Source organism: Ochrovirga pacifica, assembly GCF_000220525.1.
Taxonomy (GTDB): domain Bacteria; phylum Bacteroidota; class Bacteroidia; order Flavobacteriales; family Flavobacteriaceae; genus Ochrovirga; species Ochrovirga pacifica.
Map to the genome: position 1 here is coordinate 48,200 of NZ_AFPK01000067.1, position 26,470 is coordinate 74,669.

Consider the following 26,470-nt stretch of genomic DNA (forward strand, 5'->3'; position numbering starts at 1 on the left):
GATGAGTACACATCAACAATTTATCAGTTGCGACTGGGGTACATCTAACTTTAGATTGCGACTGATAGATTATCAAACGCTAGAAATTCTAAAAGAACTTACTTCTGATGTAGGCGTAAAAAAACTGTATCAAAAGTTTCAGTTAGACACTTCTGCCAACAACCAAACCGATTTTTTTGTTCACTTTTTAAGAGAACAAATTAAGTTACTAAACTTAGATTACACACCTACCATTGTTGCTTCTGGAATGGCTACTGCTAGTATTGGTTTGTTAGAGTTGCCCTATGTGGCCATGCCTGTTAAGTTTAATGGAGACAATTTACTGAGTAAATATGTGCATCAAGCTAATTTAAACATTGTTCTTATTTCAGGAACTAAAACCAAGAATGATGTAATGCGCGGTGAAGAAATTCAAGCAGTAGGATTGTCTCAGTACATTCCAACCAATCAAAAAGGAGTTTTATTGTTGCCTGGTACTCATAGCAAGCATATTCAATTTAATAATGGAGTGTTTACAGACTTTACCACTTTTATGACAGGAGAACTGTTTGATGTGATTCAAAAACAAACCTTACTAGGGAACTCTATTCAAAAATCTGCATGGAGCGAGACTTATCAACCTGCTTTTTTAGAAGGAGTTCGCAAAGGATTGAATCATCAACACTTGGCTTCGTTATTTTCTATTAGAGCCAACGATTTATTATCCAATGCTAGCAAAGAAGAAAACTTTTACTTTTTATCTGGCTTGTTGATTGGAGGTGAACTTGCTTATCTAAAAAATAAACAAACAGAAGTATACATTGCTACCACTGGAATATTACACACTTTGTACAAACTTGCTTTAGATCAAACAGGCTGTAACCTAACCAGTTTTAACGCAGACATGATAGATAAAGCACTATTAATAGGTCACAAACAAATTTTAGCATCTTATGTCTAATTCAACATTTTCTTGGGAAAAATACAATCAAACTCCTGTTGTAGGAATTATGAGAGGTCTAACTATAGATCAAATTAAAGAAATTATTCCAACCTATATAGAGGCTGGTTTTTATACGGTAGAAATTACCATGAACTCTCCAAAAGTAGAAGAATCCATCAGCAAACTATCCACAGAATATCCTGAACTAAATGTAGGTGCAGGTACAGTTTGCAATATGGACGATTTACAAAAAGCATTGAATGCTGGTGCACAATTTATTGTAACCCCTATTATTGATGAGGACGTTATAAAACATTGTGTTACACATAGCATTCCTGTGTTTCCAGGGGCTTATAGTCCTACCGAAATTTACAAAGCATGGTCTTTAGGAGCTAATGCTGTAAAAATATTTCCAGCTACCCAACTAGGGACTCAGTATCTAAAAGATGTTTCAGGTCCTTTAAATACCATTAAGCTATTGCCTACAGGTGGTGTTTCTAAAAACAACATTGCTGACTTTTTTAAAGTTGGTGCTGTGGGCGTTGGTATGGGAAGCTCTTTGTTTGATAAAAAACTAATTGCTACAGGAAACATGCAAGCATTAAAACAGCATTTTATTTCTATAAAAAACAATGCTGCTTGCTAAATAAAGTAATTTATGTGTTATAAGAGGCTGTCCAAAAAGGATAGTCTCTTTTTTTTATGGTTATATTTTCGTATTTTAAAGTATGAAAACTTCACCTATTTTTAAGACCTACAATCAGTCTCAAGCGTATCTTTTCCCACCAAGTTATGATGATTTTATTTCTCAAGATCATCCAGTTCGTCTGATTAATTCCATTTTAGACAGTATTGATATTAGCAGTATTGAGTTAGGATACAAGGGAGGCGGAACTTCGAGCTACCACCCAAGAATGTTGCTTAAGGTTATTGTGTATGCTTATTTACGCAATATCTATTCCTCTAGAAAGATAGCCCAAGCTTTGGAAGAAAATGTTCACTTTATGTGGCTTAGTGCGGGGAATCAACCCGATCATAGAACCATTAATGATTTTAGAGGAAAACGTTTAAAAGGAAAGCTGGAACCTATTTTCAACCAAGTTGTTTTGTTTTTAAATCAAGAAGGAGTTTTAAGTTTGAAAGAACTCTATATTGACGGTACTAAGATTGAGGCTAATGCCAATAAGTTTACTTTTGTTTGGGCAAAATCTATAGAGACTAACAAGGCTAAGATCGAACAACAACTCAAAGATTTATGGGCTTACGTAGAACAGGTTTATCAGTCAGAATCGCAGGAAATCACCGCACCAGAGATCAAGGATATCTCCCCTGAAAAAGTCGTAGGAGTCATTGATAAAATCAATCAGGCTTTGGAGGGAAAATCTGTAGATAGTAAAGTAAAAAGTAAGCTCACCTATGGTAAGAAGAACTGGCCAAAAAATTTAGCTAAGTATCAAGAACAACAAGAAATTTTACAAGGAAGAGGGAGTTATAGTAAGACAGATACAGATGCCACTTTTATGAGAATGAAAGATGATTATATGAAAAATGGGCAGTTAAAACCAGGCTATAATCTACAGGTTTCTTCCAACAACCAATATATCACTGATTACAGTTTGGGACAAACTACCTCTGATACTTCTTTATTCCCAAATCATATCAAAGCTCATATAGAACAATACAATCAAATACCTGATACAGTTACAGCAGATGCAGGTTATGGTAGCGAAGAGAATTATGAGCTATTAGAGCAAAATAACATTGATGCTTTTGTAAAGTATCCTTATTTCCACAAAGAACAAAGAAGTAAAAAACACAGAGAAAATACATTTTTAGCAGACAATCTTTATTACAATCAACAGGAAGATTACTATGTATGCCCCATGGGACAGCATATGGAAAACATAGGAACAACCACTCAGAAAACAAAAAATGGCTACGAACAAACTCTGACCAAATACCAAGCGAAAAATTGCCATAAATGCCCCATGAGAGGCCTGTGTCATAAGGCGAAAACGAATCGTATCATCACAAGAAATCATAACTTGATTCGACATAAACACAAAGCTAAAGAATTACTTACTTCCGAAAAAGGTATCGAACACAGAAAACAGCGGTGTTGGGATGTAGAAGCTATCTTCGGAAATATCAAACAAAATAAAAATTACAAGAGATTTATGTTAAGGGGACTCGAAAAAGTGCAAGTTGAAACTGGATTGATTGCATTAGCACATAATTTGAACAAATACAGCCTAAGTCAAATAGCATAAACTAAAGAAGAATCAATATTAACCCCAATTCTAAAAAAAAGAAGCTAAAACGAAAAATAAAAAGAGACTGTAAAAATTACTTTTTAGACAGCCTCTTTTTATACCTACTGCTTTTACAACGCTTTTCAAAAAAAGCAATTTCTTTAACATTATAGAATGGTAAAAAAAAATTCTGTAATTTATCTTGCAACAAACAAGCTATTTTATGAAGTTTAAAAAACTTACGTTATATACGCAAACCTTAGAAGCCAATTTAGCGTTTTATCAACAAAACCTAGGCTTAGAAATAACACAACAAAATAAAAATTGTTTTTCGGTTCAGGTTGGGTGGACAGAGCTTGAGTTTCATCAATCGGACTTAGCACATCACTACCATTATTGTTTTTTAATTCCATCTTCTCTTTTATTTAAAGCAATGCAATGGATGGAAAACAGAGTTCCTGTATTGCGTATTGAAGAAGGTCGTAAAACACAGTTTTTTGATGCATGGAATGCAGAGTCTTTTTATTTTTATGATGGCAGTGGAAATTTGGCGGAGTGTATTGTGCATTACGATCTAAAAAGCTCTTTGTCTTATTTTGATGCTCGTAAAATTCTAGGAGTTTGTGAAATTGGACTCCCTACTACATCAATAAAAGATATACATCAACAACTTAGCACAGAAATTCAATCTAAATTTTGGAAAGGGGACTTGGTAAGATTTGGAACCCATGGAACTATAGAAGCTAAATTTTTAATCCCCAATTATACGTTAAAAAAAACGTGGTTTCCTACTTCTATGCCTGTAAATCCTAAAAATTTTATCGCAATTATTTACCATCAAGAAAAAGAATACCAATTGCATTTTTACAACGAAAAAATTAAAACCCAAAGAATTTCTTAAAAAACACTATCTACAAAAATAGAGTTGCTATATGCAGCAACTCTATTCTAAAAAAGGGAATATAACGATACTTAAAACTACTTTTTAATTCCTTTATTTCTTTTAATCTTTACATTATTATTGTTATCGTTTTGATGAATTTTCAAGTCCCAATCAAACCCATTAAATCTATTTTTTTCTAGCACCACATCTTCACAATAATTTAATGAAACTGCAGGCAGGGTACTTCCTGTAGGATAGGTAGTCTGCAACTCTATTGTATTGTTTTTTACATACAAACCTTTTACAGACTTGGCGTGTATTAACAACCCGTTAAAACTTTTAAACGTATTATTTTTTACTGTTATATTGTGATGGTATTTTTGAGCTCCCAGTTTTTGTGTTGGCAGAAACATAGGAGAAATATACAAAGGATAACCGTCTCCAGATCCGTAACCAATATTTTCAAAAACGTTATTTTTAATAGTAACATCCATTACAGCACCTGACTCATACCAAGCTTTGTTGTCTCCCTCAATTAAAATTCCATGCATCTGAGAAGAAAAATAATTGTTTTCTACTGTAACTTTTCCTTTGGTAGTAATAAGGGCAGAACGTGCTCTGTTTTCTTTAATAACGTTATTTGCCAAATACAAGTCTGGATTCCAAGTTATGTTTTCAAATGATAAAGGTCCTTCTGGAATCGTATTAGGAACTTCTGCTACTGTTAGTAAAAAACGAGTGTCATTTATTTTTTTTACCGTAGTTACCGTAGTTTCATAAAAAGGCAGTACCGTTTCTCTAGATAACAAAGCAACCTTATCTCCTGCTTCTGCAAAAGTAATTCCGCGTTGCTGTACATGGCTAATCTCGCACAAAAACGTTTTATGGTCTATATATTTTTCTACTTTAACATAAGCTCCGTGAACATTAATTCCATCATCTAACATATGTTGTAACAAACAATTCTCTACTTTAATCAATCCTTTACACCCTAAAAAATGGGTTGCATCTGCCCTTGTAGAAAAAAAGCGATCTTCTCTGGAAGTAACCACAAATTTGTTCAGAGTTACGTTTTCACATCTTTCGGCAATTAAAGCCATTCCTCCCGCTGCCAAAACTTTTACATTGTGAATAGTGTTGTTTTTAGAATAAGCTAGATGAATTGCCTGAGCAAACCTGTTTCCTCCCGGACTTGGTCCGTAGGTAGCAAAAACAGTTCCTATGGGTGGTGTTTTTTTGGTATAGTGGCTAAATTTAACTGTCTTTTCATTCAGTTTTTGCACCTTAGATTTTCCAAATTTTTCTTTTAAATAATAACTCCTTGTATCCCAAATAGCCGCATGTGTAGTAGCATCAAAAGCTATATTTTGTCCAATAGGATCTTGCCAGTTATAGTGGTTAAATAAAATCTGATTATCTTTTACTTCAAAACCAAACTTTCCATTATTTACAAGTGCAACAAATGAATTTTCTTTTGGATTGTTTGCAATTACTTTTAGCTCATTTACAAAAGAATGTTCCCAATCTATCGTAAAATCCTTTAGTGTGGTATTGGTTGCATTATCTACCACAATAGGACATATTTTTCCATGAAAAAGAAAAGTAGAACCATTACCGTCTAAAGTAAAATCTGAAAACCCAAACAAAGGAAAGGCAATAGGTTTTAAACTATTGTCATGATTGGTAACCGCTCGGTATTGTTCGTAGGCATTTTCTGGATAAAACTCGTAAGTTCCTTTAGGAAAAAACAAGGTTACTCCTGTTTTTCCTTTTAACGTTTGTAGTAACTTATTGACTTCTAAAGTTACATCTTTACCAGGCTGTATTCCGTAATCTGCAACATTAATCACTTGCGCTTTTGTTTGTAAAAACAGCAACACAAAAAACAAGCAAATCGTTTGTATTTTTTTCATTTAACTTTTTTATAATAGTTTAACAACCAAGACAAAACTAAAAGCTCTATCTGTTTTTCTAGTCTTTCAGCGTTCATCTTATTAGCCCTAGCGTACATTTATCCTATTTAGGAGTGTTTGTCTAGTAATTGTTCAACTTGTTCTTTTATTTTTTTATTGTTGTCTCCTGAAATTTTCATGTAATTTTTTAGTTCTTTAGACAATTTTACAATCACATCAGAATACTTTTTATCGTCTATAAAGTTTAATACCTCATCTGGGTCTGCTTCTATATCCAATAACCAAGGTTTTCCTTTACTTTGAACGCTTAATTTGTACCTACTTGTAATAGCTGCATAGTAACCCAAACGCGAAAAAGTAACATCTTTCCAATTAGCAGGTGCTTTTCCTTGAATTATAGGACTTAAATCTCTACCTGGAACTTTGGGACAATCAACATTTAAAAGACTTAAAAAAGTAGGCATCCAGTCTGTATTGTTGGCAGCCAAATTCACTACTTTATTTCTTGGGATCAGTGGATTTTTTCCTTCTTTACCATGAGCCATTACAAAAGGAATTTTTGCCGATGCTTCGTGAATAGTTCCTTTATTTACTCTTCCATGCTCTCCTAATAAGTCTCCATGATCTGATGAAAACATTACAATGGTATTTTCTAAAATACCTTCAGTTTCTAATTTGTTTAAAATTCTTCCTACATTTTCATCAACAATCTTAACCATTCCCAAATATTGCTTGATGGAATTCTTTAATTTTTCCTGATTGTTTGTTTTGTTATCCGGACTTTGCCATTTGGGCATTTTTTCTTTGTTTTGAAAAGATTGGTAATACGTTTTGGGCAAGTTTACCTGCATGTCTTTGTATTTTACATCGTACGGAGTACGTGCAATATCTGGTGTATGTGGGTCTGGAATACTTACAACATAAAAAAACGGCTTGTCTTTGTTTTTGCCAATAAACTCTACCGCTCTATCTCCCAAAAAGTCTGTGGTAAATTTTACATTTTTAGATTTGTTATCTTGATACAAAGGCTGTCCATATTGATCTCTTCCTATCAATGTAGGTTTTTTAGAGGCATTGTAAGGGTTTCCTTCTGCATCCAATCCTTTAAACTTATCGTGTCCTCCATTAAACATATATCGTTTATCCTGAAAACCATACGTATCATCTGGGTGCCCAGTAGGATATGGAGACCACCATTCATCATGATCTTTATTTCCATCGGCTGATCTACTTTCGGCCAAATGCCATTTTCCTGCATAGCCTGTAAAGTAGCCTGCTTTAGACAAAACATCAGCTATTGTTGTTACATTAGGTTTTAGATATTTACCGTCTCCTTTTTTGTTCGAATTGTTAGGGATTCCTAAAGTCATAGGATACATTCCTGTAAACATCGAAGCTCTAGATGCAGTACATACAGCTGCACTACAATACATCCTGTTAAAAAGAATTCCATTTTTTGCCAAAGCATCAATGTTTGGAGTTTCTACAGCAGCTTCTTTTCCCCATTGATAAGCCTGATCTGGCGACAACTGCTCTCTATAACAACTTAGGGTTCTAAAATTATGTTCATCAGTAATAATCCAAATTACATTTGTTTTTTTTGTTTGTTGAGCAAAACCACTCGTTCCCATCAATCCAACAACAGTGCAACACATTAATGTGGTCATCCAATTTTTAATTTTCATCTGTATATTTATTTTATTTTCTATTACTTCTGTTCGCAATTTTCAATAGCCTCACTATCATCTACATACTCATAACCTGCTACAAACCCGTTGGCAATCATTGCTTTCTGATTAAAAACGACAGGATAATTTGCAGTATTTAAAACTCCTGCTACAGAAGGGCCATAAAAACTTGTTCCTTCTTGGTCAATGGGAATTGTGCTAATTTGGCCTCTTAGTTCACAAGGCATGTATTTGTAATGTTTGGACTTTAGTTGAGCTTTGTTTCCAAAGTCTGCGTGTACATTTCTTAGCTCAACGCTTTCAAAGGTTCCATTTATCAATCCTGGAGTTGTATATTTTTTTGACACAAATCCATCACCTATTCTTACAGCAAATCCACTACTTTTAGAATAAATATTTTGCAAGTAAACTTTACCACAATGCATTGCATGAGGAGAAATCATAGCTGCTGCATTTCCGCTGGTACAAGAAATTTGATCACCATAAATATCAAACACTCCCCCTATTTGTAGGTTGTTCATTTGTTTTTCACCTGTTTCCAATCGTAAGGTTACTCCTCCTTCTCCATCAATTTTTTTGAACAATACATTTTGTAACGCTTGTGCTTGCACCAATCCATAGCCGTAGTGTGCCCCCTCTGTAACTGCATTTTTTATAACACCGTTTTTAGAAAATTTCCAATCACTATTAAACTCAGAAATTCCAAAAGTAAAAGATGAAAAAACAGTCAATTTATCTAAAATATGAACTCCTGATATTAGAAAATTTTCGGTATAACCAAAGCTAAATACAGCAACATTTCGATTGTCTCCAAACCTTAAATCTACCATAAACTTCTCCGTTTCAGAATCCGAAACAATACTTATGTTTTCTACTTTATCATTGTGTCTACCTATACTAAATATTTTAAAGTTTCTGGTATCACCTCTTAACGAAGGCCTTAATACTGCTTTATGACTGATAACGATATGTACATTTGATTTTAGTTTGACTTCTGCAAAAGAATAATTTCCTTCTGGTATGATAAGTCTACCTCCTCCTAGTGAGTGAATATCATTAACAGCTATTTGAAGTAAATCGCTATCATCTGTATCAAAAGAATTGTCAACACCGTAATCTTCAACTAGATTTTTGATGACTGCATAGGTTGAAGGGGCTTTATAAAAATCAGATTCTACAAATACTCTTTCAGATTCATTTGTAGTTGTTTGTTCTTGTTGTGCCTTTTCCTCTGGTTCAGAAGTTTCAACGGAATTTTTTGAGCATGCTAAAAAAATACAAGTACTAAAAAGTAGAAGTCCGATAGTTCTCATGTTTTTGTTGTTTTTATCAATCATCAAAACTACAAGGACATCAGAAAAAAGGTGTCTTATGGAATTTATTATTTGTACGCTGGGGTACAATTTTTAATTCTTTCTATCAATTTATTTCCTTTTTTAACTTCTAACCTCTCAAAATCTACCAGTTATATTCAAATAAAACCAATTTATTTTATGCACAAAAAAAAGCCCTCTTGTTTTGTATAAGAGGACTTTGGGTATAATTGTTTTTTTTTGCTATTGAATAATGATTTCATCTATTCCAACACCTCTAGTTTCTACAGTTTCTATTTTAATAGTATTTGCTCCTCTAGCTAATAAAATAGGAACTTTAACTTTGTTCCACGATTTAAAGTGATTTCTGGTATTTCGTAAAAACAATTTTTCGTTTACAACCTTTCCATTTACAATTACTTTTACAAAAGTTCCTATGGCATTTTTTGCAATACCACTGTATCGTACAAACATGTTTGCAGATCCTGCTCCTCCATCATTTTCATAATACCATTCAACCCCTGCTCCTTTTACATGCTTTAGTTTTACAAATCCCGTACCTTTGTATTTGCTCCCTTTTTGAGTGATTTCTGCTTGATATAAAGTTGCTTCTTCAGCTTGTTCTCCTGCTATTTCTATTCCTTTTTCATTCTTGTTCCATGTAAATCCTTCGTCTGCTGCAAAACGCTCTTCTAACACTTGAATAGGTTTTCCATTTAATACCAACAGAGCTTTTACAGTAGTCCCTAATTCTACCTCAAAACTAGAAGTGTATTGCCTAGATTTTGTTGTTGGTGTATCTCCATTAGTTGTGTAGAAAACCTTAACATCAGCCTTTATATTTTGTCCTCTTAAGTTAATGATATCCGTATCTATGCTCACTTTTTTAGAAGTAATCAATCTTTTTTCTCCTAAAATACAAGCAGCTACTAAAGATATGTCTCCTTTAGAATCTGTAGACTCTATATAGGCACGTGTCAATCCATAAAATGCTTTTCTGTGATTAGGTCCCACATGTTGCTCCACATCCACAGGGCTACCATTGTCTAATGATTTGATTTTACCAGATCCTACCACGTGGAAATAGATTCTATTTTCTCCATAAGGATACATTTCACCTTTGGCATCTTGGGTTGTTACACGAACCTGAACCAAATCTCCTTCTTTGTCTTCTAAATTTACTCCATCTACAGACAACTCAATTTTCGATGGAGTATCTGCGGTTCTTACAATTTGTTCTGCCACCACTTTTCCGTTTTTGTATCCTACTGCTTTTAAAGTTCCTGGCTTCCATTTCACCATCCAATCGCACTGCATATTATCCCAGTTTTTTCCTGGGATGTCTTTTCCTAAAGAAGTTCCGTTAAAAAACAATTCTACCTCATCGCAATTAGAATATACCCATACAGGAATTTCTGTTCCTGAAGCTACTTTTGGATGTGTCCAATGTGGTAAAACATGTACCATAGGTTTGATAGTCCACTGACTTTGATATAGGTAAAACAAATCTTTTTCAAAATTAGCCATGTCTATCGCTCCTCCCATAAAGGATTTAAAAGGCCATCCTCCTTGGTATTTTGCCTCACCAATATAATCGTAACCTGTCCATCTAAAAGAACCTGCATGGTTAGGAATGTCTCGTATTTGCTGAATGTTTCTACGTGAGGTCAATCGAACCATTGCGTTGTCGTAACTAGATCTAAAACGTTGTTTTTCGTTAGATCGTTCTGCTGCATCAATCCAATCGTGAGTAAATACTTCTTTTTGCGTTAGGTCTGGACACTCATAAGGTTTTTGACGTTCACTAGGATATCCATCTCTAAACCAAGTTTGCGTTCTATAAAAACCTCTAATTTGCCAAGTATGTGTGTTCTCTGTTCCTATAAAAACTTTTCCATCACTCTCTTCTTCTAAATGATCAAAAAATCCTTTTTTTTCACTGTGTCCATTTACACCAAAAACATCCATATGCTCGGAACCTGAATGCCCTGAAGTAACAGGTCTTGTAGGATCTAAATAGTGACATAATTCTACCAAATCTTTAGCCACTTCTCCTTTGGTTTCATTCCCCACGCTATAAATAAAAACCGATGGGTGATTTCGATCTCTACGAATCCAATCTGTAACATCTTTTTGCCACCATTCCTCAAAACTATGCGCTCCATAATCATGTGGTGCTTTTCTTTCCCATCCGTCAAAAATCTCATCCATCACAATCATTCCCATTTCATCACACAAATCATAAAAAATTGGGGTTTGCGGGTTGTGAGCAGTACGGATAGCATTGACTCCCATATCTTTTAGTTGCTGAATTCTAAATCGGATAATTTTGTCAGGAACTGCCGCTCCTAAAGCTCCAGCATCTTGATGATTACACACTCCTTGCAACTTAACATTTTTTCCGTTTAGCCACATTCCCGTTGCAGCTTTCCATTGAATGTCTCTAAGTCCAAAACGTGTTTTTACCACGTCTACTATCTTGCCTTTTACCATCACTTCTGAAACCAAAGTGTACAAATATGGAGATTCTGGGCTCCACATTTTCGGATTTTGAATGGTAAAAACTTCCTGTAAAGCTACAATTTGGCTCTCAACCTTTGTTTTTTGTTTATTGGTAACCAGCCTATTTCCTTTGGCATCCTCTATAGAAGTTATCAAGGTAGTTTTCTGATTTTTTTTATTCTGATACGTTTCTAACTCCGTAGTAATTGTTACCTGATTTTCTTTGGTTTTTACAAACACTCCGTCTCTTACAATATGTGTTGGATTTTTGACATCCATCCAAACATGTGAGTAAATTCCGCTCCCCGTATACCATCTGGCAGAAGGTTGCTTGCTGTTATCTACACGAACTGCAAACGTTATAGTTTCTGAATTTTTAACAATCGTACTTATATCATAAGCAAAAGAAATCCATCCATAAGGTCTTTCTCCCAGCTTGATTCCATTTGCCCAAACAGTACTATTCATAAACACCCCCTCGAAAGCAATCTCTACGTGTTTGTTTTTCCACTCTTTAGGAACATTAATTGTTTTACGATACCATCCAATACCTGCGGGCAAATAACCACATTGGTCTCCCATAGGATGTGTTTCTTTATACTCCCCTTCTATACTCCAATCATGAGGCAAGTTAAGCTGCCTCCAATCGTCATCATGATAATTTACCTTTTCTGCTCCAACATCATCTTTTTGAATAAACTTCCAGCCTTTATCTATATTAATGTGTTGTTGTCCGTAAACACATATTGTTAATGCTAGTATTAGTCCGGTTAACCAATTTTTCATATTAAAATTTCTATCTATTTATTGAACATTAAAACTCCAGATTGTACTTAAGGCCATTCCTCCATTATTGTCTTTAGCGATGATACGCCAGTAATAGGTATTTGCTTCCAAACTGGTTGTAAATTTACTTGCTGACTGATTTTCAGAAACCAACTCTAATTCTTCAGAATCGGTACCTAAAAACACATCATAAACTAGAATATCATTTACATCTTTATCTACACAAGACCATGATAGGCTTAATGAACCATCGGAAAGTACTTGATTAAGTTGTGGGCTAGTAAGTGTAGGTGTTTGTGGCAAATGATTGGTAACTGCATCTCCTTGCGTATAAAACTGAAACACTGATGAATATTCACTTTCACTGGTTTTACCAATTGCTTTTACTCGCCAATAATAAGTGCTTGCTTTTTGTAACGACAACTGTATTTTATTTGTTGCTATTGATGCTTGGCTGTCTACAGTTTGTGTAAATTTTTTGTCTGTAGCTAGTTCTATCTCATACGTTACAGCTTGGTTGCTTTTGCTCCACTCAAACACAATTTCTTCTGCCTTTAAACATATCTGTTGGTGCTTAGGTTCTAACAACACTGGTCTCTCTATATTGTCTACAATTTCTTCTTCTGTTTTGCTTTTAGAACAAGAAACCAATAGTATTATACAAAGTGTATACACTCCTGTTTTTATCATTTTTTTATCACTTTAGCCATTACTGATTTATTCCCGCGTAGTTTTACTAAATATATTCCACTTTTTACTGTAGATAGATCTACATGAACTCTTCCATCAACCTGTTGTGTATAGCTACTCTTTTTTAATAATTGCGACTGCATGTCATACACCTCTACTTTTATCTCCTTTGCTTCGTCATTCACTAAAATCGAAAACAAGCTTGAAGTTGGATTAGGATACGCAAAAGTTAAACTGCTTAAACGCTCTACAATACTCCCTTCGCACTCCTTAGAAGTTGCTAACTCTACCACATCACCTGGGCTTGTTTGCAATGTGAATCTTTTTTCTGAGGTATTTAATACCTCTTTTTTATTGATACGAACTTTATATGGAGCTGTTCCTTGTTTTACATCTACAAGCAAAGTTGTATTGGTTCCAGAAGTAAATACTTCTATTTTTTCACTCTTTGGAATTACAAACTCGTAACATTGCTCTTTATCAAAATCTGTATTCTCTATGCAAATACTATGATTTCCGAGGGCTATATCTTGTAGAGAAACAGATTGAGTAAACAATTGTTCTTCTCCATTAAATATCACTTTATAATTCCCTAATTTTTCAGCTGTAATTTCTAATTCTCCATTATGAGTATCTGGACAAGTTTCACCAATGGTTTTTAAGGTATATTTTGTTTGTTTTTCTCCCAAGCTCTTCACTTCTAAAAGTAAAACTTGCTCTGGTTCCATTTCAAAACTACCTTCATATGTTTTACCGTTTAACAAATCAACATAGGCTACGTTTGTTGTTGCCCCCCTAAAACCAACAGATACATTCGCTTTTGTTTTTCCTATATTCACAATGCTGATGATGTGCTTGTTATCTAAAGTTTCTATGGCTTTCCAATGACAACCTTTTGCTCCTATACTGTTGGTTTCTTCTAGTGTAAGAGCAGGAAATCTATTTTTAGTCTGTGCTATCTGCAGTGCTTTTTCTTTTATGGCTGCTATAGAAGCCAATTGATAAATTGTTCCTGTTCCAGCAGTTAATTGCAGCAAATGACTCCTTCCATATTCATCTTTTTTAAGACTTGTAGCATCCGTAATTACAATTCCTCCTCCATTTAAATAATCTTGCAATGCTTCCAATTCAGCTTGGGTTACAAATTCGGTATCATATATTAAAATCATATCCCAATCTGTATGATCCTGATTTAAAATAATATCTTTACTTGCAAACCCTATAGACAATCCCTCAAAGTAAAGCGATTCGTACAAATCAAAAATACGATCCATATGATCTTTCTTGTTAATAGCGGTGGTTTGTGTATCGTAAATGCGGATGGATTTTCGCAAATTTTGTATCTGATTGATTTCTTCGGCATAGGCATTTATATCCATCATGGTTGCCGTTACCTCATTAATAATTCTGGGTTGTTGATTGTTAGAACCTGCATAACCATTTCCTGATCCATCTCTAATAGATCCGTCTTCCCTACGTGACCAAAACCAACACTGATCTACATCCAAACCATGCAACCTAGACAACCAATACACCATTCTTGCATATGAAGGTTTTTGATACAAATCTCTAGATTTAACTGTTGATAAGAAATGAGTCTCGGAATTATACATGATTTTGTTTGGGCTTACACTGGTAAAAAAATCGTAAGACATGGCCATTTCTCTCCATTCAAAATTGTAACGGTCTTCCCAAGCTTCTTTCCCTCCCCACATGTAATTGTTATGAGCCCCAGCATCGTTCCCAATAATATCACTCTGACGAGTCAAGGTCTCCATATCCAGTCCGTGATCTCTACCATTGTTAGACCATAAGTTAGGCATTACTTTAATGTGAGTTTTGGCTTGTGGATCGTGTGCTTTTACTTCGCTTTGTAAAAACGCAAACCATTCGTTAATACGGTCCATGTTAAAACGTTGCCAGTCGTACCACATAGGAGTTCCTTGTAAATTTATTTCGATGGGAATATCTATTGTTACATTGTTAAAACCAGAAAAATCACTCCCCCACAAATGGTTTAAGTTTGTAATACTCTTATGTTTTTTAGACAACCAAGTTCTAAACTTTTCTTTAGTGTATTCTGATACAGGCCCCGAAGCCCAAACATCTTTATCTCCATCTTTAGTGGTGATAAAATGAGGCTCGTTCGTTAACATGTACCCTAGCTGCGTGTATTTTTTACCAGTCATTTTTGGTAAGGTTTCCTTTAACAAGAATTTCCACATTTGCCTTGCTCCTGGATTGTCTACATCATAAGCAGTATAAGTATCCTCTCGCATTTTAAAGCCAGGTCCATAAGCAGTTTCTGTCCAATCTGGCACATTAGAATGGTTTAAAAAAACACTTCCAAATGTTCCCGAAGCTTTGGTATTCAATTCGTTAATCATCCAGTTTTTAACACCTCCAGAAGCACTGTTTAGATGTGTGGGAGATAAGTAATACCCATCTTTAGCACCAAAATATTCATTCAATTCTGGAATATAGGGTTTCCAAGTATAATCTGTTAAAAAAACCGGACGTCCTTTATGACGTAATTCATTTCCTTGCAAACTAATTTTTGACCAATCAATTGCTGGAATTTCTTTACGAATAATTTCTCCAGAAATTACTTTTTGCAAGGTTGCAATGGCATCATCTAACATTAAAATAATTTCAGAACGCTCAAAATTAGGCAAAGCATCGGCCATTGCTGTCGCATTGTTTTTGTACCTTGCTACTTTCTGAAAATATTCCGTATTGATTGCTTTATTATTTTCGTCCCAATTAGCGTACTTTAAAAATACCTCTGCAACACGAATACTCATTTTTTCTTTGGTTGCATCTAGCCCTTTTTCCTCTGCCTGTGCTATCCACCCAGATAAATCCTCTATTTTTTGTTCAGCTTGATTTTCTAACTGACCCAAAACGGTTGTACAAATAAGCAAGCACCATGTTTTTAGTATTGTTTTCATGTTTATGTTTTAAAACTCAAAAAACTCACTTTCTGTTCTAGCCGTCTTCATAATTTCTGCCATTTTTGCAACCACTTCTGGATGTTCATCAGCAACATCCATTGTTTCTCCTCTATCAGCTTCTAAATTGTACAATTCAATTTTAGACTTTTTGTTATTTGCCTTGTAAATCACCCCTTTCCATTTTCCTAAGCGTACAGCTTTTCTACCTCCTTTAATATTGTACTCCCAATACATATATTCGTGTATATTCTGTTGTTTTTGATTTAACAAGGTTGGCAAAAAGGAGATTCCATCACTTTGTTTGGGTGCTTTTATCCCAACGATATCGGCAAGAGTCGGCATCACATCCCAGAAAGCAGAAATATGATCTGTTACTACTCCAGACGGAATAGTACCAGGCCAAGCAACAATAAAAGGTGCTCTAATTCCTCCTTCGTACAAATCTCTTTTGATTCCTCTTAAACCATCGGTACTATCAAAAAATTCTGGATTGGCTCCACCTGCAGCATGGGCACCGTTATCACTACTAAACATAATGATGGTATTGTTATCAATACCCAACTTTTTTAGCTTTGAAACTATTTGTCCTATGTACGCATCCATTCTTGTAACCATAGATGCATATACAGCATAAGGTGTTTCTTGAGAGCAATATTTATAATACACCATGTTTGGTCCATAATCAGACAAATAAGGATGGTTTTTATAGGGTACCTCATCAAACTTGCCTACATACTGCTGCAAAATAGAGTCTTGGGGAGAAATTAATTCTGCATGTGGCAATACCATAGGCACGTAAGCAAAAAAGGGCTTATCTTTGTTTGTTTGGATAAACTCTAATGTTTTTTGTTGAATTTTATCCTGAGCATAGACTTCTGTACTTGTCCAATCATTCCCCTCTAAAGAGTCTATTTCTTGATTGTGATTTAAATGAGTAGGATAATAACGGTGTGCTAATTTTTGATCGTTGTAACCATAAAACTCATCAAATCCTTGTTTGTTAGGATCTCCTTCACCAAAACCTAAGCCCCATTTCCCAAACATTCCCGTAGTATATCCTGCTTTTTTTAACATTTCTGCAAGTGTGATAGAACTTTCTGGCAAAGGTTGCTGTCCACCAATACCTTTCAATTCCATGTTTCCTCTAATAGGAGTGTGACCTGTGTGCTGACCTGTCATTAACGAAGAACGTGAAGGAGCACAGACTGCCGAACCACTGTAATGTTGAGTAAACTTGATTCCACCTGCTGCCAAGGCATCTAAATTAGGAGTTTTGATTTTCTTTTGTCCATAAGTTCCCAAGTCTCCTATTCCCATATCATCAGCCAAAATGTAAATTATATTGGGTTGTTTTGTCTCTGAAACTTGTTTTGATGTAGATGTTTTACAGGCTACTAACCCTACAAATGCTACAACTATTAGATTGATTTTTTTCATTTCTAAGTTATTATTCTATACAATTTTGCGAAGTTCTTAAAACACTCGTTTTTTTATGTATGCTAGAATTTATATTATGTGCTTTTAAGTTTTTTTCAATTCTTTTCTCTCATCCATAGCTGTTTGTAAACACAAAGCCCAAGTACTAGTACTTGGGCTTTGTATTAAAGAAAGAAAAGAAATTATTCCAACTCACTTAATTTTCTGTGTTGTTTTATGGTTGGATCTTGATCTGCATCCACATAGTTTTTCGCTTTTTTGTAATGCTCTTTTTTGGCTTTAGTTCTTTCTTTTGGAACCCACTTGTTCAATTCAGATATTATCTTTTCATAAGACTCATCTTTTGCTAAATTATCCCACTCTCTCGGATCCTTTTTTACATCATATAATTCTATTGCTCCAGATGTGTATTGAATGTAATGAAAGTCTTCCGTTAAAACCGAAGTACCACTTGTAGAAACCGTAACTCCAGGATATTCCCATTTTGCTTTTGGATTTTTTAACAATGCTGAAAAATCATGTCCCTCAATATTTTTCTTTTTAGGTAAATCACATAGACTTACCAAAGTAGGGTACATGTCTAACAAACTGACAGGTTTTTCACAGTAAATAGTCTTTTTCATCCCTGGCAATCGCACCATTAAAGGAGGCTTTACCGCTTCTGCCCAAAGCGTATTTTTAAGATATCGTAATTTTTCTCCCAAATGCCAACCATGGTCTCCCCATATCATAACAATGGTATTATCTGCATGACCACTTTTTTCCAAAGCATCCATCACCATTCCTAAACATTTATCTACAAAAGTGATATTTGCCAAGTAAGCTCTTGTAGCTTGTTTTCCTAAGTTGTGTTTTTTTATCCAGTTATACTCATCAGAAGGTTTGAATATTTGTTTTCCTTGTGCATTGGTAATATCCTCTAAATCGTCTTCTTTTATAATGATATCTTCAATTTCATTTACATCGTACATATCAAAAAACTCCTTTGGCACAAACCAAGGTAAATGTGGTTTTATAAAACCTACCGACATAAAAAATGGTTGTCCAAAATCTCTTTGTAATTGTTTTGTAGCCCAATCTGCTACCGCATAATCTACGGTTTCTTCAAAAGTATCTTGAGTAGCCCCCCAACTTAATTTGCTACGCTTGTCTTTAAAATCAGGGCTTTTTTGACCATTGATTATTCCTGCTTTAGAAGAAGTTAAAAACTTACTTCTAGCTTTATCATTGTTATACCTTCTTCCTCTTGCAAACTCATCATAAGCCCATGCTCCAAAATCCGTTAGTCCGTTTTTGGTTCCATGCTTGTGGAATATTTTTCCATTGGACAAAGTATAATATCCATTTTTTGAAAAATATTCTGGTAACGTTGCATTTTTCTTTACTACATCAGAATACACCATATCGTGTGCATTTCCATACACCCCAGAAGTGCTTGGTAAAAAACCTGATAAAATTGCAGACCTTGAAGGCCCACAAATTGGAGCAGCACAAACAGCATTGTTAAACACCATTGCACCTTTTTTAGTAAACTTATCCATGTTAGGAGTTATGGCTTGCTTGTTTCCTCCTAAAGGTTCTATCCAATCGTTAAGATCGTCTATTGCTATAAACAGTACATTAGGTTTTTTCTGAGCATTTACTAATAAACAGCTCGTAAAAAATAAGGCTGATAAAATTAAATTCTTCATTTTTAAAAATTAATAAGTTAAGTCTATAAATTGTAAAGAACCCGCTAACACCTTAGTGCTAACCTTTCCTTTAACAATTTTTATACTTTCTTTTGATAGAATATCTATAGCACTTTTTGGTTGCTTTCCATTAAAAGTGATTTCTACGTTTCTATCTTTTGGCTCAATATATCCTGGATCTACCAATATAACACGCACATGATGTTCATCAATTCTAACAGCACTCCAAGATGCACCGTTTACTACAATTGGCAATTGAGACTTTCCTTTGGCTAAAATCTCTTTAAATTCACTCATGTATGTTTTTGCGGTTACTAACTTTCCGTTAGAAATTCCTTTAGAACCATTACTGACACTATAAGGTATTTTATTTTTTTCCAATTCTTTTGCATATTCTATAGGAGCAATTGGTACCATTCCATTTGGCATTATAGGCATATAATTCAACCATCTGTAATCTACCCCTAATGCAATTTTAGAATAATCGTGATCCGGAATATCAGTTCCTGCCCAATGCATTTGTGTTACAGAAAACACAGCTTCTGTATCCGTTGGTTTGTATTGTTTTAATGTGTGATGACTGTCTATGGAGTGAATCAAGTGCTCATCTACCTCTTTGATTAAATGCCAAGATCCTATAGACAAAATATCCTCTCTTTCTACCAACGGCAAAGCTCCCGATTTCATCAATCCAAATAAAATATTCAACCCTGGTTCTTCTGTAAAGTTGTTATCTGCCACTACTCCGTGTTTTGCTCCATAAGCAGCCATCATGACTCCTTGTCTTAAATAAGGAGAAATCGATTTTTGTCCTCCTGGACTTAAAGGTCTCCAGCTTGTTGGATTGTCATCAATCAAACGCATGGCAAAATCATCCACATAGCCTGCAACAAACATTCCTACTCTACCTGTAAGGTTAATGTCTTGTGTTCTGTTGCTTGTATCTTCTGATGCAGGAGCCAAAATATCGTTGTATTTGTTAGAAAAAAACAATTCTTGCCATAGTGGTAATTTATTCGTCAACCCCCAAAAAGTATTTTTATACCTAAAATACAATTTAGCTCTATTTTTATTTTTACGAATCGCTTTTGCCAATCTAGGCACATATTCTCTTACAAAATGTTGCACTCTAGGATCGTCCACATTATCCATTTCTGCATACACAAATCCTCTACAAGTAGTAGGAGCCACTTGTAGAATTTGCTCTAGAGTTTCTATCTGAATATAAAAAGGATCGTTTCCATGACCTGCCCAAAGGGTAAAATGTTGCCCTTCTTTTTCGTATTCTCTGGCTTTGTTTACAATAGATTCTCTAGAGTCTTGGTATTTTCCTCTTTTGTCTTTCTTTAAAGCAGCTTTTCCTATTTTAGCTACCAAAGGAGCTCTATCGGTACTTTCTTTTGGTGCTCTTTGAATGACAAATTCAACTTTATTTCCTTTTAATTTTTGAACCTTACTATCTATTTTTTTACTTGTTACCATAACCCATGATTCATCAGATTTTTTCTGATAACTAGGCATTTTAAAATCTAAAATTTGCTGATATAGCAAGTCTAAATTTTCTTTTACTTGTGCCATGGTTCCTTCTAAACGATGGTTGGTAGACAACCAAGAAGATTTTTTAAGATTAAACGTATAAACTCCATTCCCACCATCTACCTCACCTGCAGTAATTAATTGTTCTGATTGCGGGGCTAACACAAAATCACTGTATACAATTTCATGTTCATTTGCGTATCTAGTTCCTAATTTTTCTATCAATTTCCCTTTTAAGTCTATGCGATGAGAAACACCCCCAAACTGAAAAACAATTTCGTCTTTTACAGGCAATAAACATATCCCTTTAGTGTTTGCGTATCTTTGAATGTCTTTTCTAGTTCCTTTGTATTGTGTGATGGAATTGAAATGAGCATCTAATCCCACAACTAAAGGGATCCATTTTACATCCCCAAAAAACAAAATATCCGACAAGCCATCTTTATTTAAATCTGCTATTTCTAAATCGGTAACCATAGCTTTACTTAAATCTTTATTTTTAGACTTTTTGTAATCTAAGCTTCGGACAATCTTTTTGGTATCTGCATCTAGGATTCCCATAAAATCCCAACGGAATTTATCGTGAGAATACGTCATTACAAACAAATCCTCTTTGCCCTTATTTACAAAGTTTCCTGACTCAATTTTACGTACCACTCCTTGAATTTTTGTTTTACCAACCAACTTACCTTGTGCATTTAATTCGTATAAATACTCATCATTTCCCCCAGCAAACACTTGAAGTTTTCCATTGTTTACCAAGGCTATTTCAGAAAAACGCACTTTGGGGCTAGAAACAAACTTCCACAATAATTTTCCGTTGCTTGCCCAACAATAAATAGTTCCATTTGCAGAAGCTGCTAACAAATCATCATTACCATCATCGTCTATATCCGCTGCTTCAATTTCAAAAATTACAGCAGGTGTTTCTATTTTAGCACTCCACAAACGCTCTCCATTCAAGGTGTAACAACCAACACCATCGCTTAAGCTAGAAACATACAAAACTTCTTTGTTATTTACTGTTGCTACTGCTGCATTTCTAACCGTAGTCTCTTTGGTAGAAAAATTTGCTTTTTGTGCCCTTGCATTATTAACGTGCCCTAAAAGGGTTAGCCCTAAAATACAAGACCATAATTTTGATGGTTTCATTCTTCTATTTTTTTTCATTTGTTAAATTAGTTTTTATCATCCTCTTTAAGATAAATGGAACCGTGTTTTGTTTAATTTGATTTGTCTTTGCAAGTACATAAGGTGTGTGGCTGTATTATTTTATGAATATATTCATTAAAAAAGCACAGATTTCAGTAAAATACTGATGTATCTGTGCTTTTACACTCGAAATTTTTTGTGTAAATAAATCTCTTAGTCCTTTTTAGGAAAATCTAAACTTTTACCGTTTACATAATCAAACTGTTTTCCGTAATATTTGTAACTGTCAAAAATTTCTCCTTTTCCTAAGGTTCTTGGATCTCCTTGAGCAATTAACTCTTTTTCCATTTGAGCACGCAATTCTTTACAAACCTTTCTATAGGTTGGATGATTTGCCAAATTTACCATACAATGTGGATCTTTCTGAATATTATACAATTCTTCTTCTGGTCTTTTGGCAAAACTCATTTCGTAAAAGCGATAATCTTTATCATAAGGATCTATATTAATTAAGAATGATTTTGTTGGAGAACCATCACAATTCCTAAAATCATACTCTGGGTTTCCTACAGGCCAACGCTCTGGCTGAATGTTATGTGCATACAAATATTGTTGGGTTCTAATGGCTCTTACAGGATACGACAAATTGGTTCCATCCTCGTTAGAACGACCAATATCGTGTCTTTCTTTTCCTAAAAGTGTATGATCTCTACTAGAATCTATTTGTCCAGATTTTTTTGAAAACAAAGCATCTACAAAACTTTTCCCTGTCATTTGTTCATCAGGTTCAAATCCTGCAATTTCCATAAACGTAGGGGCAATATCTGGAAAACTAACAAAATCAGCTACTCTTCTTCCTTTCATAATTTTTCCTTTCCAATACGCAATTAATGGTACATGAAACCCTTCTTCGTATAATTGTCCTTTTACTCTAGGAAACGGCATTCCGTGGTCTGAACTAATCACCACCAAGGTATTCTTTAACAACCCTCTTTTCTCTAAGGAATGAATCGCTTTTCCTACATGAGCATCAAACCATTCCACCTCTACGGCATAGTCTAAAATATCTCCTCTTACGGTTACGTTGTCTGGGTAAAAAGGTGGTACTTCTGCATCGGTCAACCTTTTACCTGCTTTTTTCCAAGAGTCCAATTCATAAAAACGATGTGGTTCTTTGGTTCCTAACCAAAAACAAAAAGGTTCTTTCTTATTGTTTTCGTCTAAAAAAGCTTCAAAATTGCTTGCGTAATCTATATTGCTAATTCCTTTGTGTGGTGGCTCTAGTTTGTGCTTGTTATATACAGGCCCTGCTGGGTTGTGCTTCGTTGTGTACCTTCCAGGCCCCCATCCTTTTCCTGTGTAGCCAACTTTGTAGCCTTTTTCCATCAACAAATGTGGATAAAACTTAAATTTAGCAGGAAATTTAGGAAAGTGATTGGTCGCTTCTTCTAATTGCCAACTGTACTTTCCTGTAACAATACATGCTCTTGCAGGAGCACATTTAGGATTGCAATTAAAAGCATTTTCGAAAGTAACTCCTTCTTTGGCTAATTTGTCAATAGCTGGAGTTTTGATGAATTTATCTCCATAAGCACCAAAACTTTTGGCAGAAGCATCATCTGCAATACAGAATAAAATATTAGGCCTTTTCTGATGTTGAGCTTGTAGATTTGTATTTATTCCTAATACCAACCCCACCATCAAAAGAAAACTTTTTTTTGCAATCATGTTAAAACTCATACGTTATTTTTGATTTATTTTTAAGATAGATTTATTTTTTAGAGGTTTAAAAACAGTTTTAGCATTTATCAAAATAATACTTTACTTAGCGTATATACGTCTGTTTTTTATGATAAAAATCTGAAACAAAGTTTTTGCTTCCTTTTTCATAATTCCATAAATATTCGCCTGTTTTTTCTATACACTTTTTACTGTAGTGATGTGGCAATACTGAAACTAATGGATATCCAGTTTTTGTTTTATACATTTCTAAATGCTTTAAAAACTTTTTTTCGTTTAACGATGTCGTATCGTTTCCCCCAATATGATCTAGATTGATTCCTCTTCCTGGGGCAGATTTGTAACAAATTTCATAATGAGTTTTTACACGCCCTTCCCAATTGTATTTGTCGTTTAACCACACATCGTTGGTTCTTACCACATCAGAATATCTTGCAAAGAAAATATCGGGCACATGGAATTCCATTTCTATGTCTTTATCTATCAACTTGGCAGCCCTATACAAGTCTTTATGGATATGCAGCATATCCGATTTTGTGTTGTAAGACATGTCTATTTTAAATTTGCGAACTCCCATTTCGTAAAATCTAGAAATAACCTCACTTGCATAATCAAAAATATCAGATTTTGGATTTAACCACTGAATATCATCTTTTCGTCCAGGTTTAGACCCTTGTTTGTATGCCCCTAATAATTCTGGGTATTTTTTTGCTGCCAAACTATGTTTGTGAATTTTAGGAAATCCAATCCACAAACCTGGCGTAAATCCTTTTTGTGAAATCATTTCCATCGTTTTTCTAAAATTTGGGAATTTTTTAGGATCTGGCATCCAAGAACCAAAACCTGAATTTATAGTTCCATCGGGAAACATTCCCCAACCATGGTCTAAGGTTAGCTTGCCTTTTGGGTAACCAAACTCCACCAACTTATCTATATAATATTTTACAAAATCATGATTCAACAAATGAAAATGTTCGTGTTTTTTGGTTCCCAATTGCTTCTGCTCCGACCAAGTGCAATACTCCACATCTGACCAAAAACTAGGAGCTGCTGTTATAGGCTGAGTTTGCAAGCGTCCCATCATTTGAGTGTTGTATTCTTTCCAAGCGGCATCGCTATTTCCAGATTCGTCTAAAAACACCTCTTGTCCTTCAGGAACAGTTAAGGTTAAGGTATCTTTTCCGTTAAAAGAAAAGGTTGAATTTTCATAACCTAACGTAGTCATAAATCCTATAAATTTTCCATTGGCATCTATCAACACAGGAGAACCAGACATTCCAGAAGCTTGACACGTAAAAGGATTGTAAGTAAAAGGTTCTTTTAAATAATAATAAGCATTTCCTCCTTTTTCATTTGCATCTAAAAAATTTAAACTTTGAAACGGACAAAACAACGGAGCCGTTACTTTTATGTGTATTTGCTTTCCTTCTGCTTTTAAAATAGTTTCTTTATTTTGAAACAAATCTTGACCGTTTAAGTTGGTCAACCCTGTAATTGCATGACTGGGAACACTAGCCATTGCTAAACTTCCTAATCCTGCTTTTTTTAAAAAATTTCTTCTAGAATTCATATCCTATCGATTTAAATCGTTGATGATTTTTTTCATTTTTTTTACCATCGCTGGATGTTGAACTGCAATATTTTTATCCTCTCCTATATCGTTAGACAAATCATACAACTCAAAGGCAGCCGTGTGTTCTTTGTGTTTTTTTGATTTGTTGTAATGAATTGAAATACCTTTATATTTCCCAATTCTAACAGCGTGTTTGGTCGCTTGCCAATCGGTAAATTTCCAATACAAATAATCTGATTTTTGTTGATTTTCTGTATTTCCTAACAAAGTTGGTAAAAACGAAATACCGTTACATTGGTTAGGAATTGGCTGATTTGTGATATCTGCCATCGTAGCCATTACATCCCAAAAAGCACTTGGTAAATTGGTGGTAGATTTTGCTTTAATTTTAGTGGGCCAATGTGCTAACATTGGGGCTCTAATTCCACCTTCATATACATCTCTTTTACCTCCTCTTAAAGGACCGTTAGAATTCCAAAACTCTGGATTATGCCCTCCTTCATGATGTGCTCCGTTGTCGCTTGTAAAAATGATTAGTGTGTTTTTATCTACTTTGTATTTTTTTAACATTTTTAAAATTTGCCCTACCTGATTATCTAAATGTTCTACCATAGCACCAAAACCGGCTATTGGATTTATTACATCTGGAGTAGGTTCTGGATCGGCATAATATGTTCCAATAATAGTATCAAACTGAGGGAGTTTTTTTCTCCATTTTTTATGCAGCTTTTTTGGTGCATGCATAGCTGCATGTGGAATTGCTGTAGGTATATAACAAAAGAAAGGTTGTTTGTTTTTTGAATTTTCTTTGATAAAATCAAATGCATGTTCCATAATTACATCGTGTACATAGGTTCCTTTTTTAATGGGCACCTCTTGCCCATTATGAACCATTTTTGTTGGATAATACGTATGAGCTGTTACCTGAGTTTTCCAACCATAAAACTCATCAAATCCTTGATGTAAAGGATTGCGATTGTCTTTTGCAGTAGTATCTCCCAAACCCCATTTACCAAATGCTCCTGTAACATAACCTGCACTTTTGAACAGCTCTGGCAAAACGGTCATTTCAGAATCCATTCCTGGTTCTGCTTTAGAATTCCCTGTAATGTATACATGTGCTGGATTTTGCCCTGTCATTAACACAGCTCTTGATGGACTACAAACTGCATTTCCTGAATAGTGATCTGTAAATTTCATTCCTTTTTTAGCTAGTCTATCAATATTTGGAGTCGATAATATTTTTTGTCCGTAACAACTTAAATCTCCATATCCCAAATCATCGGCTAAAATGTAAATTACATTAGGTTTTTCTTGAGCAGTAACATTTAACCCCAACGTTAAAAAAGCCACCAAACTTACAATTCTTAATACTGTTTTATTTTTTTTCATTTATACTCCTTATTAATTTATTAAGCTTTTTAATTCTTCTCTAAAC

The 26,470-nt window shown here is 34.6% G+C and carries 16 protein-coding genes; 4 read left to right on the plus strand and 12 right to left on the minus strand.

Annotated elements, in window-relative coordinates; genetic code table 11:
• Position 1 precedes the first annotated feature (1 nt).
• The 4 genes from FS85_RS0112645 to FS85_RS0112660 all read left to right on the plus strand — a co-directional run bounded on the left by FS85_RS0112645 (position 2) and on the right by FS85_RS0112660 (position 4,075).
• Positions 2-940 (plus strand): 2-dehydro-3-deoxygalactonokinase, encoded by a 939-nt coding sequence (locus FS85_RS0112645; protein WP_010136714.1) that lies wholly within the window; start codon positions 2-4, stop codon positions 938-940.
• Entirely contained in the window at positions 933-1,568 is a 636-nt protein-coding gene (locus FS85_RS0112650; protein ID WP_010136715.1) for a bifunctional 4-hydroxy-2-oxoglutarate aldolase/2-dehydro-3-deoxy-phosphogluconate aldolase, read from the plus strand. Before FS85_RS0112645 ends, FS85_RS0112650 begins: the two co-directional genes overlap by 8 nt.
• 82 nt (positions 1,569-1,650) lie before the next feature.
• The gene (locus FS85_RS0112655) at positions 1,651-3,192 is read left to right on the plus strand and encodes an IS1182 family transposase (RefSeq protein WP_010136716.1); all 1,542 of its coding nucleotides are present in this window, start codon (positions 1,651-1,653) and stop codon (positions 3,190-3,192) included.
• A 205-nt stretch (positions 3,193-3,397) separates the two neighbouring features.
• Positions 3,398-4,075 (plus strand): VOC family protein, encoded by a 678-nt coding sequence (locus FS85_RS0112660; protein ID WP_010136717.1) that lies wholly within the window; start codon positions 3,398-3,400, stop codon positions 4,073-4,075.
• Between the two features lie 77 nt (positions 4,076-4,152).
• Here the strand turns inward: FS85_RS0112660 and FS85_RS0112665 are convergent, their stop codons facing one another.
• The 12 genes from FS85_RS0112665 to FS85_RS0112720 form a co-directional block, all read right to left on the minus strand.
• Positions 4,153-5,970 carry an alpha-1,3-galactosidase-related protein gene (locus FS85_RS0112665; RefSeq protein ID WP_010136718.1) on the minus strand — a complete coding sequence of 606 codons (1,818 nt, stop codon included), beginning with the start codon at positions 5,968-5,970 and terminating at the stop codon, positions 4,153-4,155.
• Positions 5,971-6,077: 107 nt separating this feature from the next.
• Positions 6,078-7,655, minus strand: a complete 1,578-nt coding sequence (locus FS85_RS0112670; protein WP_010136720.1) for a sulfatase family protein — start codon at positions 7,653-7,655, stop codon at positions 6,078-6,080.
• 23 nt (positions 7,656-7,678) lie between these two features.
• Positions 7,679-8,971 (minus strand): pectate lyase family protein, encoded by a 1,293-nt coding sequence (locus FS85_RS0112675; protein ID WP_010136721.1) that lies wholly within the window; start codon positions 8,969-8,971, stop codon positions 7,679-7,681.
• Between the two features lie 243 nt (positions 8,972-9,214).
• On the minus strand, positions 9,215-12,259 hold the full coding sequence (locus tag FS85_RS0112680) for a glycoside hydrolase family 2 TIM barrel-domain containing protein (RefSeq protein WP_010136722.1): 3,045 nt from the start codon (positions 12,257-12,259) through the stop codon (positions 9,215-9,217).
• Between the two features lie 18 nt (positions 12,260-12,277).
• Positions 12,278-12,949: a fibronectin type III domain-containing protein gene (locus FS85_RS0112685; protein ID WP_010136723.1), complete on the minus strand. Its 672-nt coding sequence runs from the start codon at positions 12,947-12,949 to the stop codon at positions 12,278-12,280.
• Positions 12,946-15,900 carry a T9SS type A sorting domain-containing protein gene (locus FS85_RS15710; protein ID WP_010136724.1) on the minus strand — a complete coding sequence of 985 codons (2,955 nt, stop codon included), beginning with the start codon at positions 15,898-15,900 and terminating at the stop codon, positions 12,946-12,948. Before FS85_RS15710 ends, FS85_RS0112685 begins: the two co-directional genes overlap by 4 nt.
• 9 nt (positions 15,901-15,909) lie before the next feature.
• Positions 15,910-17,340: an arylsulfatase gene (locus tag FS85_RS0112695; RefSeq protein WP_010136726.1), complete on the minus strand. Its 1,431-nt coding sequence runs from the start codon at positions 17,338-17,340 to the stop codon at positions 15,910-15,912.
• Between the two features lie 182 nt (positions 17,341-17,522).
• Complete coding sequence (locus tag FS85_RS15715) at positions 17,523-19,031, minus strand: sulfatase (protein WP_010136727.1); 1,509 nt, start codon at positions 19,029-19,031, stop codon at positions 17,523-17,525.
• A gap of 9 nt (positions 19,032-19,040) precedes the next feature.
• On the minus strand, positions 19,041-21,737 hold the full coding sequence (locus FS85_RS0112705) for a pyrrolo-quinoline quinone (protein ID WP_010136728.1): 2,697 nt from the start codon (positions 21,735-21,737) through the stop codon (positions 19,041-19,043).
• A gap of 195 nt (positions 21,738-21,932) precedes the next feature.
• A complete protein-coding gene (locus FS85_RS0112710) occupies positions 21,933-23,459 on the minus strand; it encodes a sulfatase family protein (protein ID WP_010136729.1) in 1,527 nt (508 codons plus the stop codon).
• Between the two features lie 85 nt (positions 23,460-23,544).
• Complete coding sequence (locus tag FS85_RS0112715; protein ID WP_010136730.1) at positions 23,545-25,029, minus strand: alpha-galactosidase; 1,485 nt, start codon at positions 25,027-25,029, stop codon at positions 23,545-23,547.
• A gap of 3 nt (positions 25,030-25,032) precedes the next feature.
• On the minus strand, positions 25,033-26,424 hold the full coding sequence (locus FS85_RS0112720; RefSeq protein ID WP_010136731.1) for an arylsulfatase: 1,392 nt from the start codon (positions 26,422-26,424) through the stop codon (positions 25,033-25,035).
• Between the last annotated feature and the right edge of the window lie 46 nt (positions 26,425-26,470).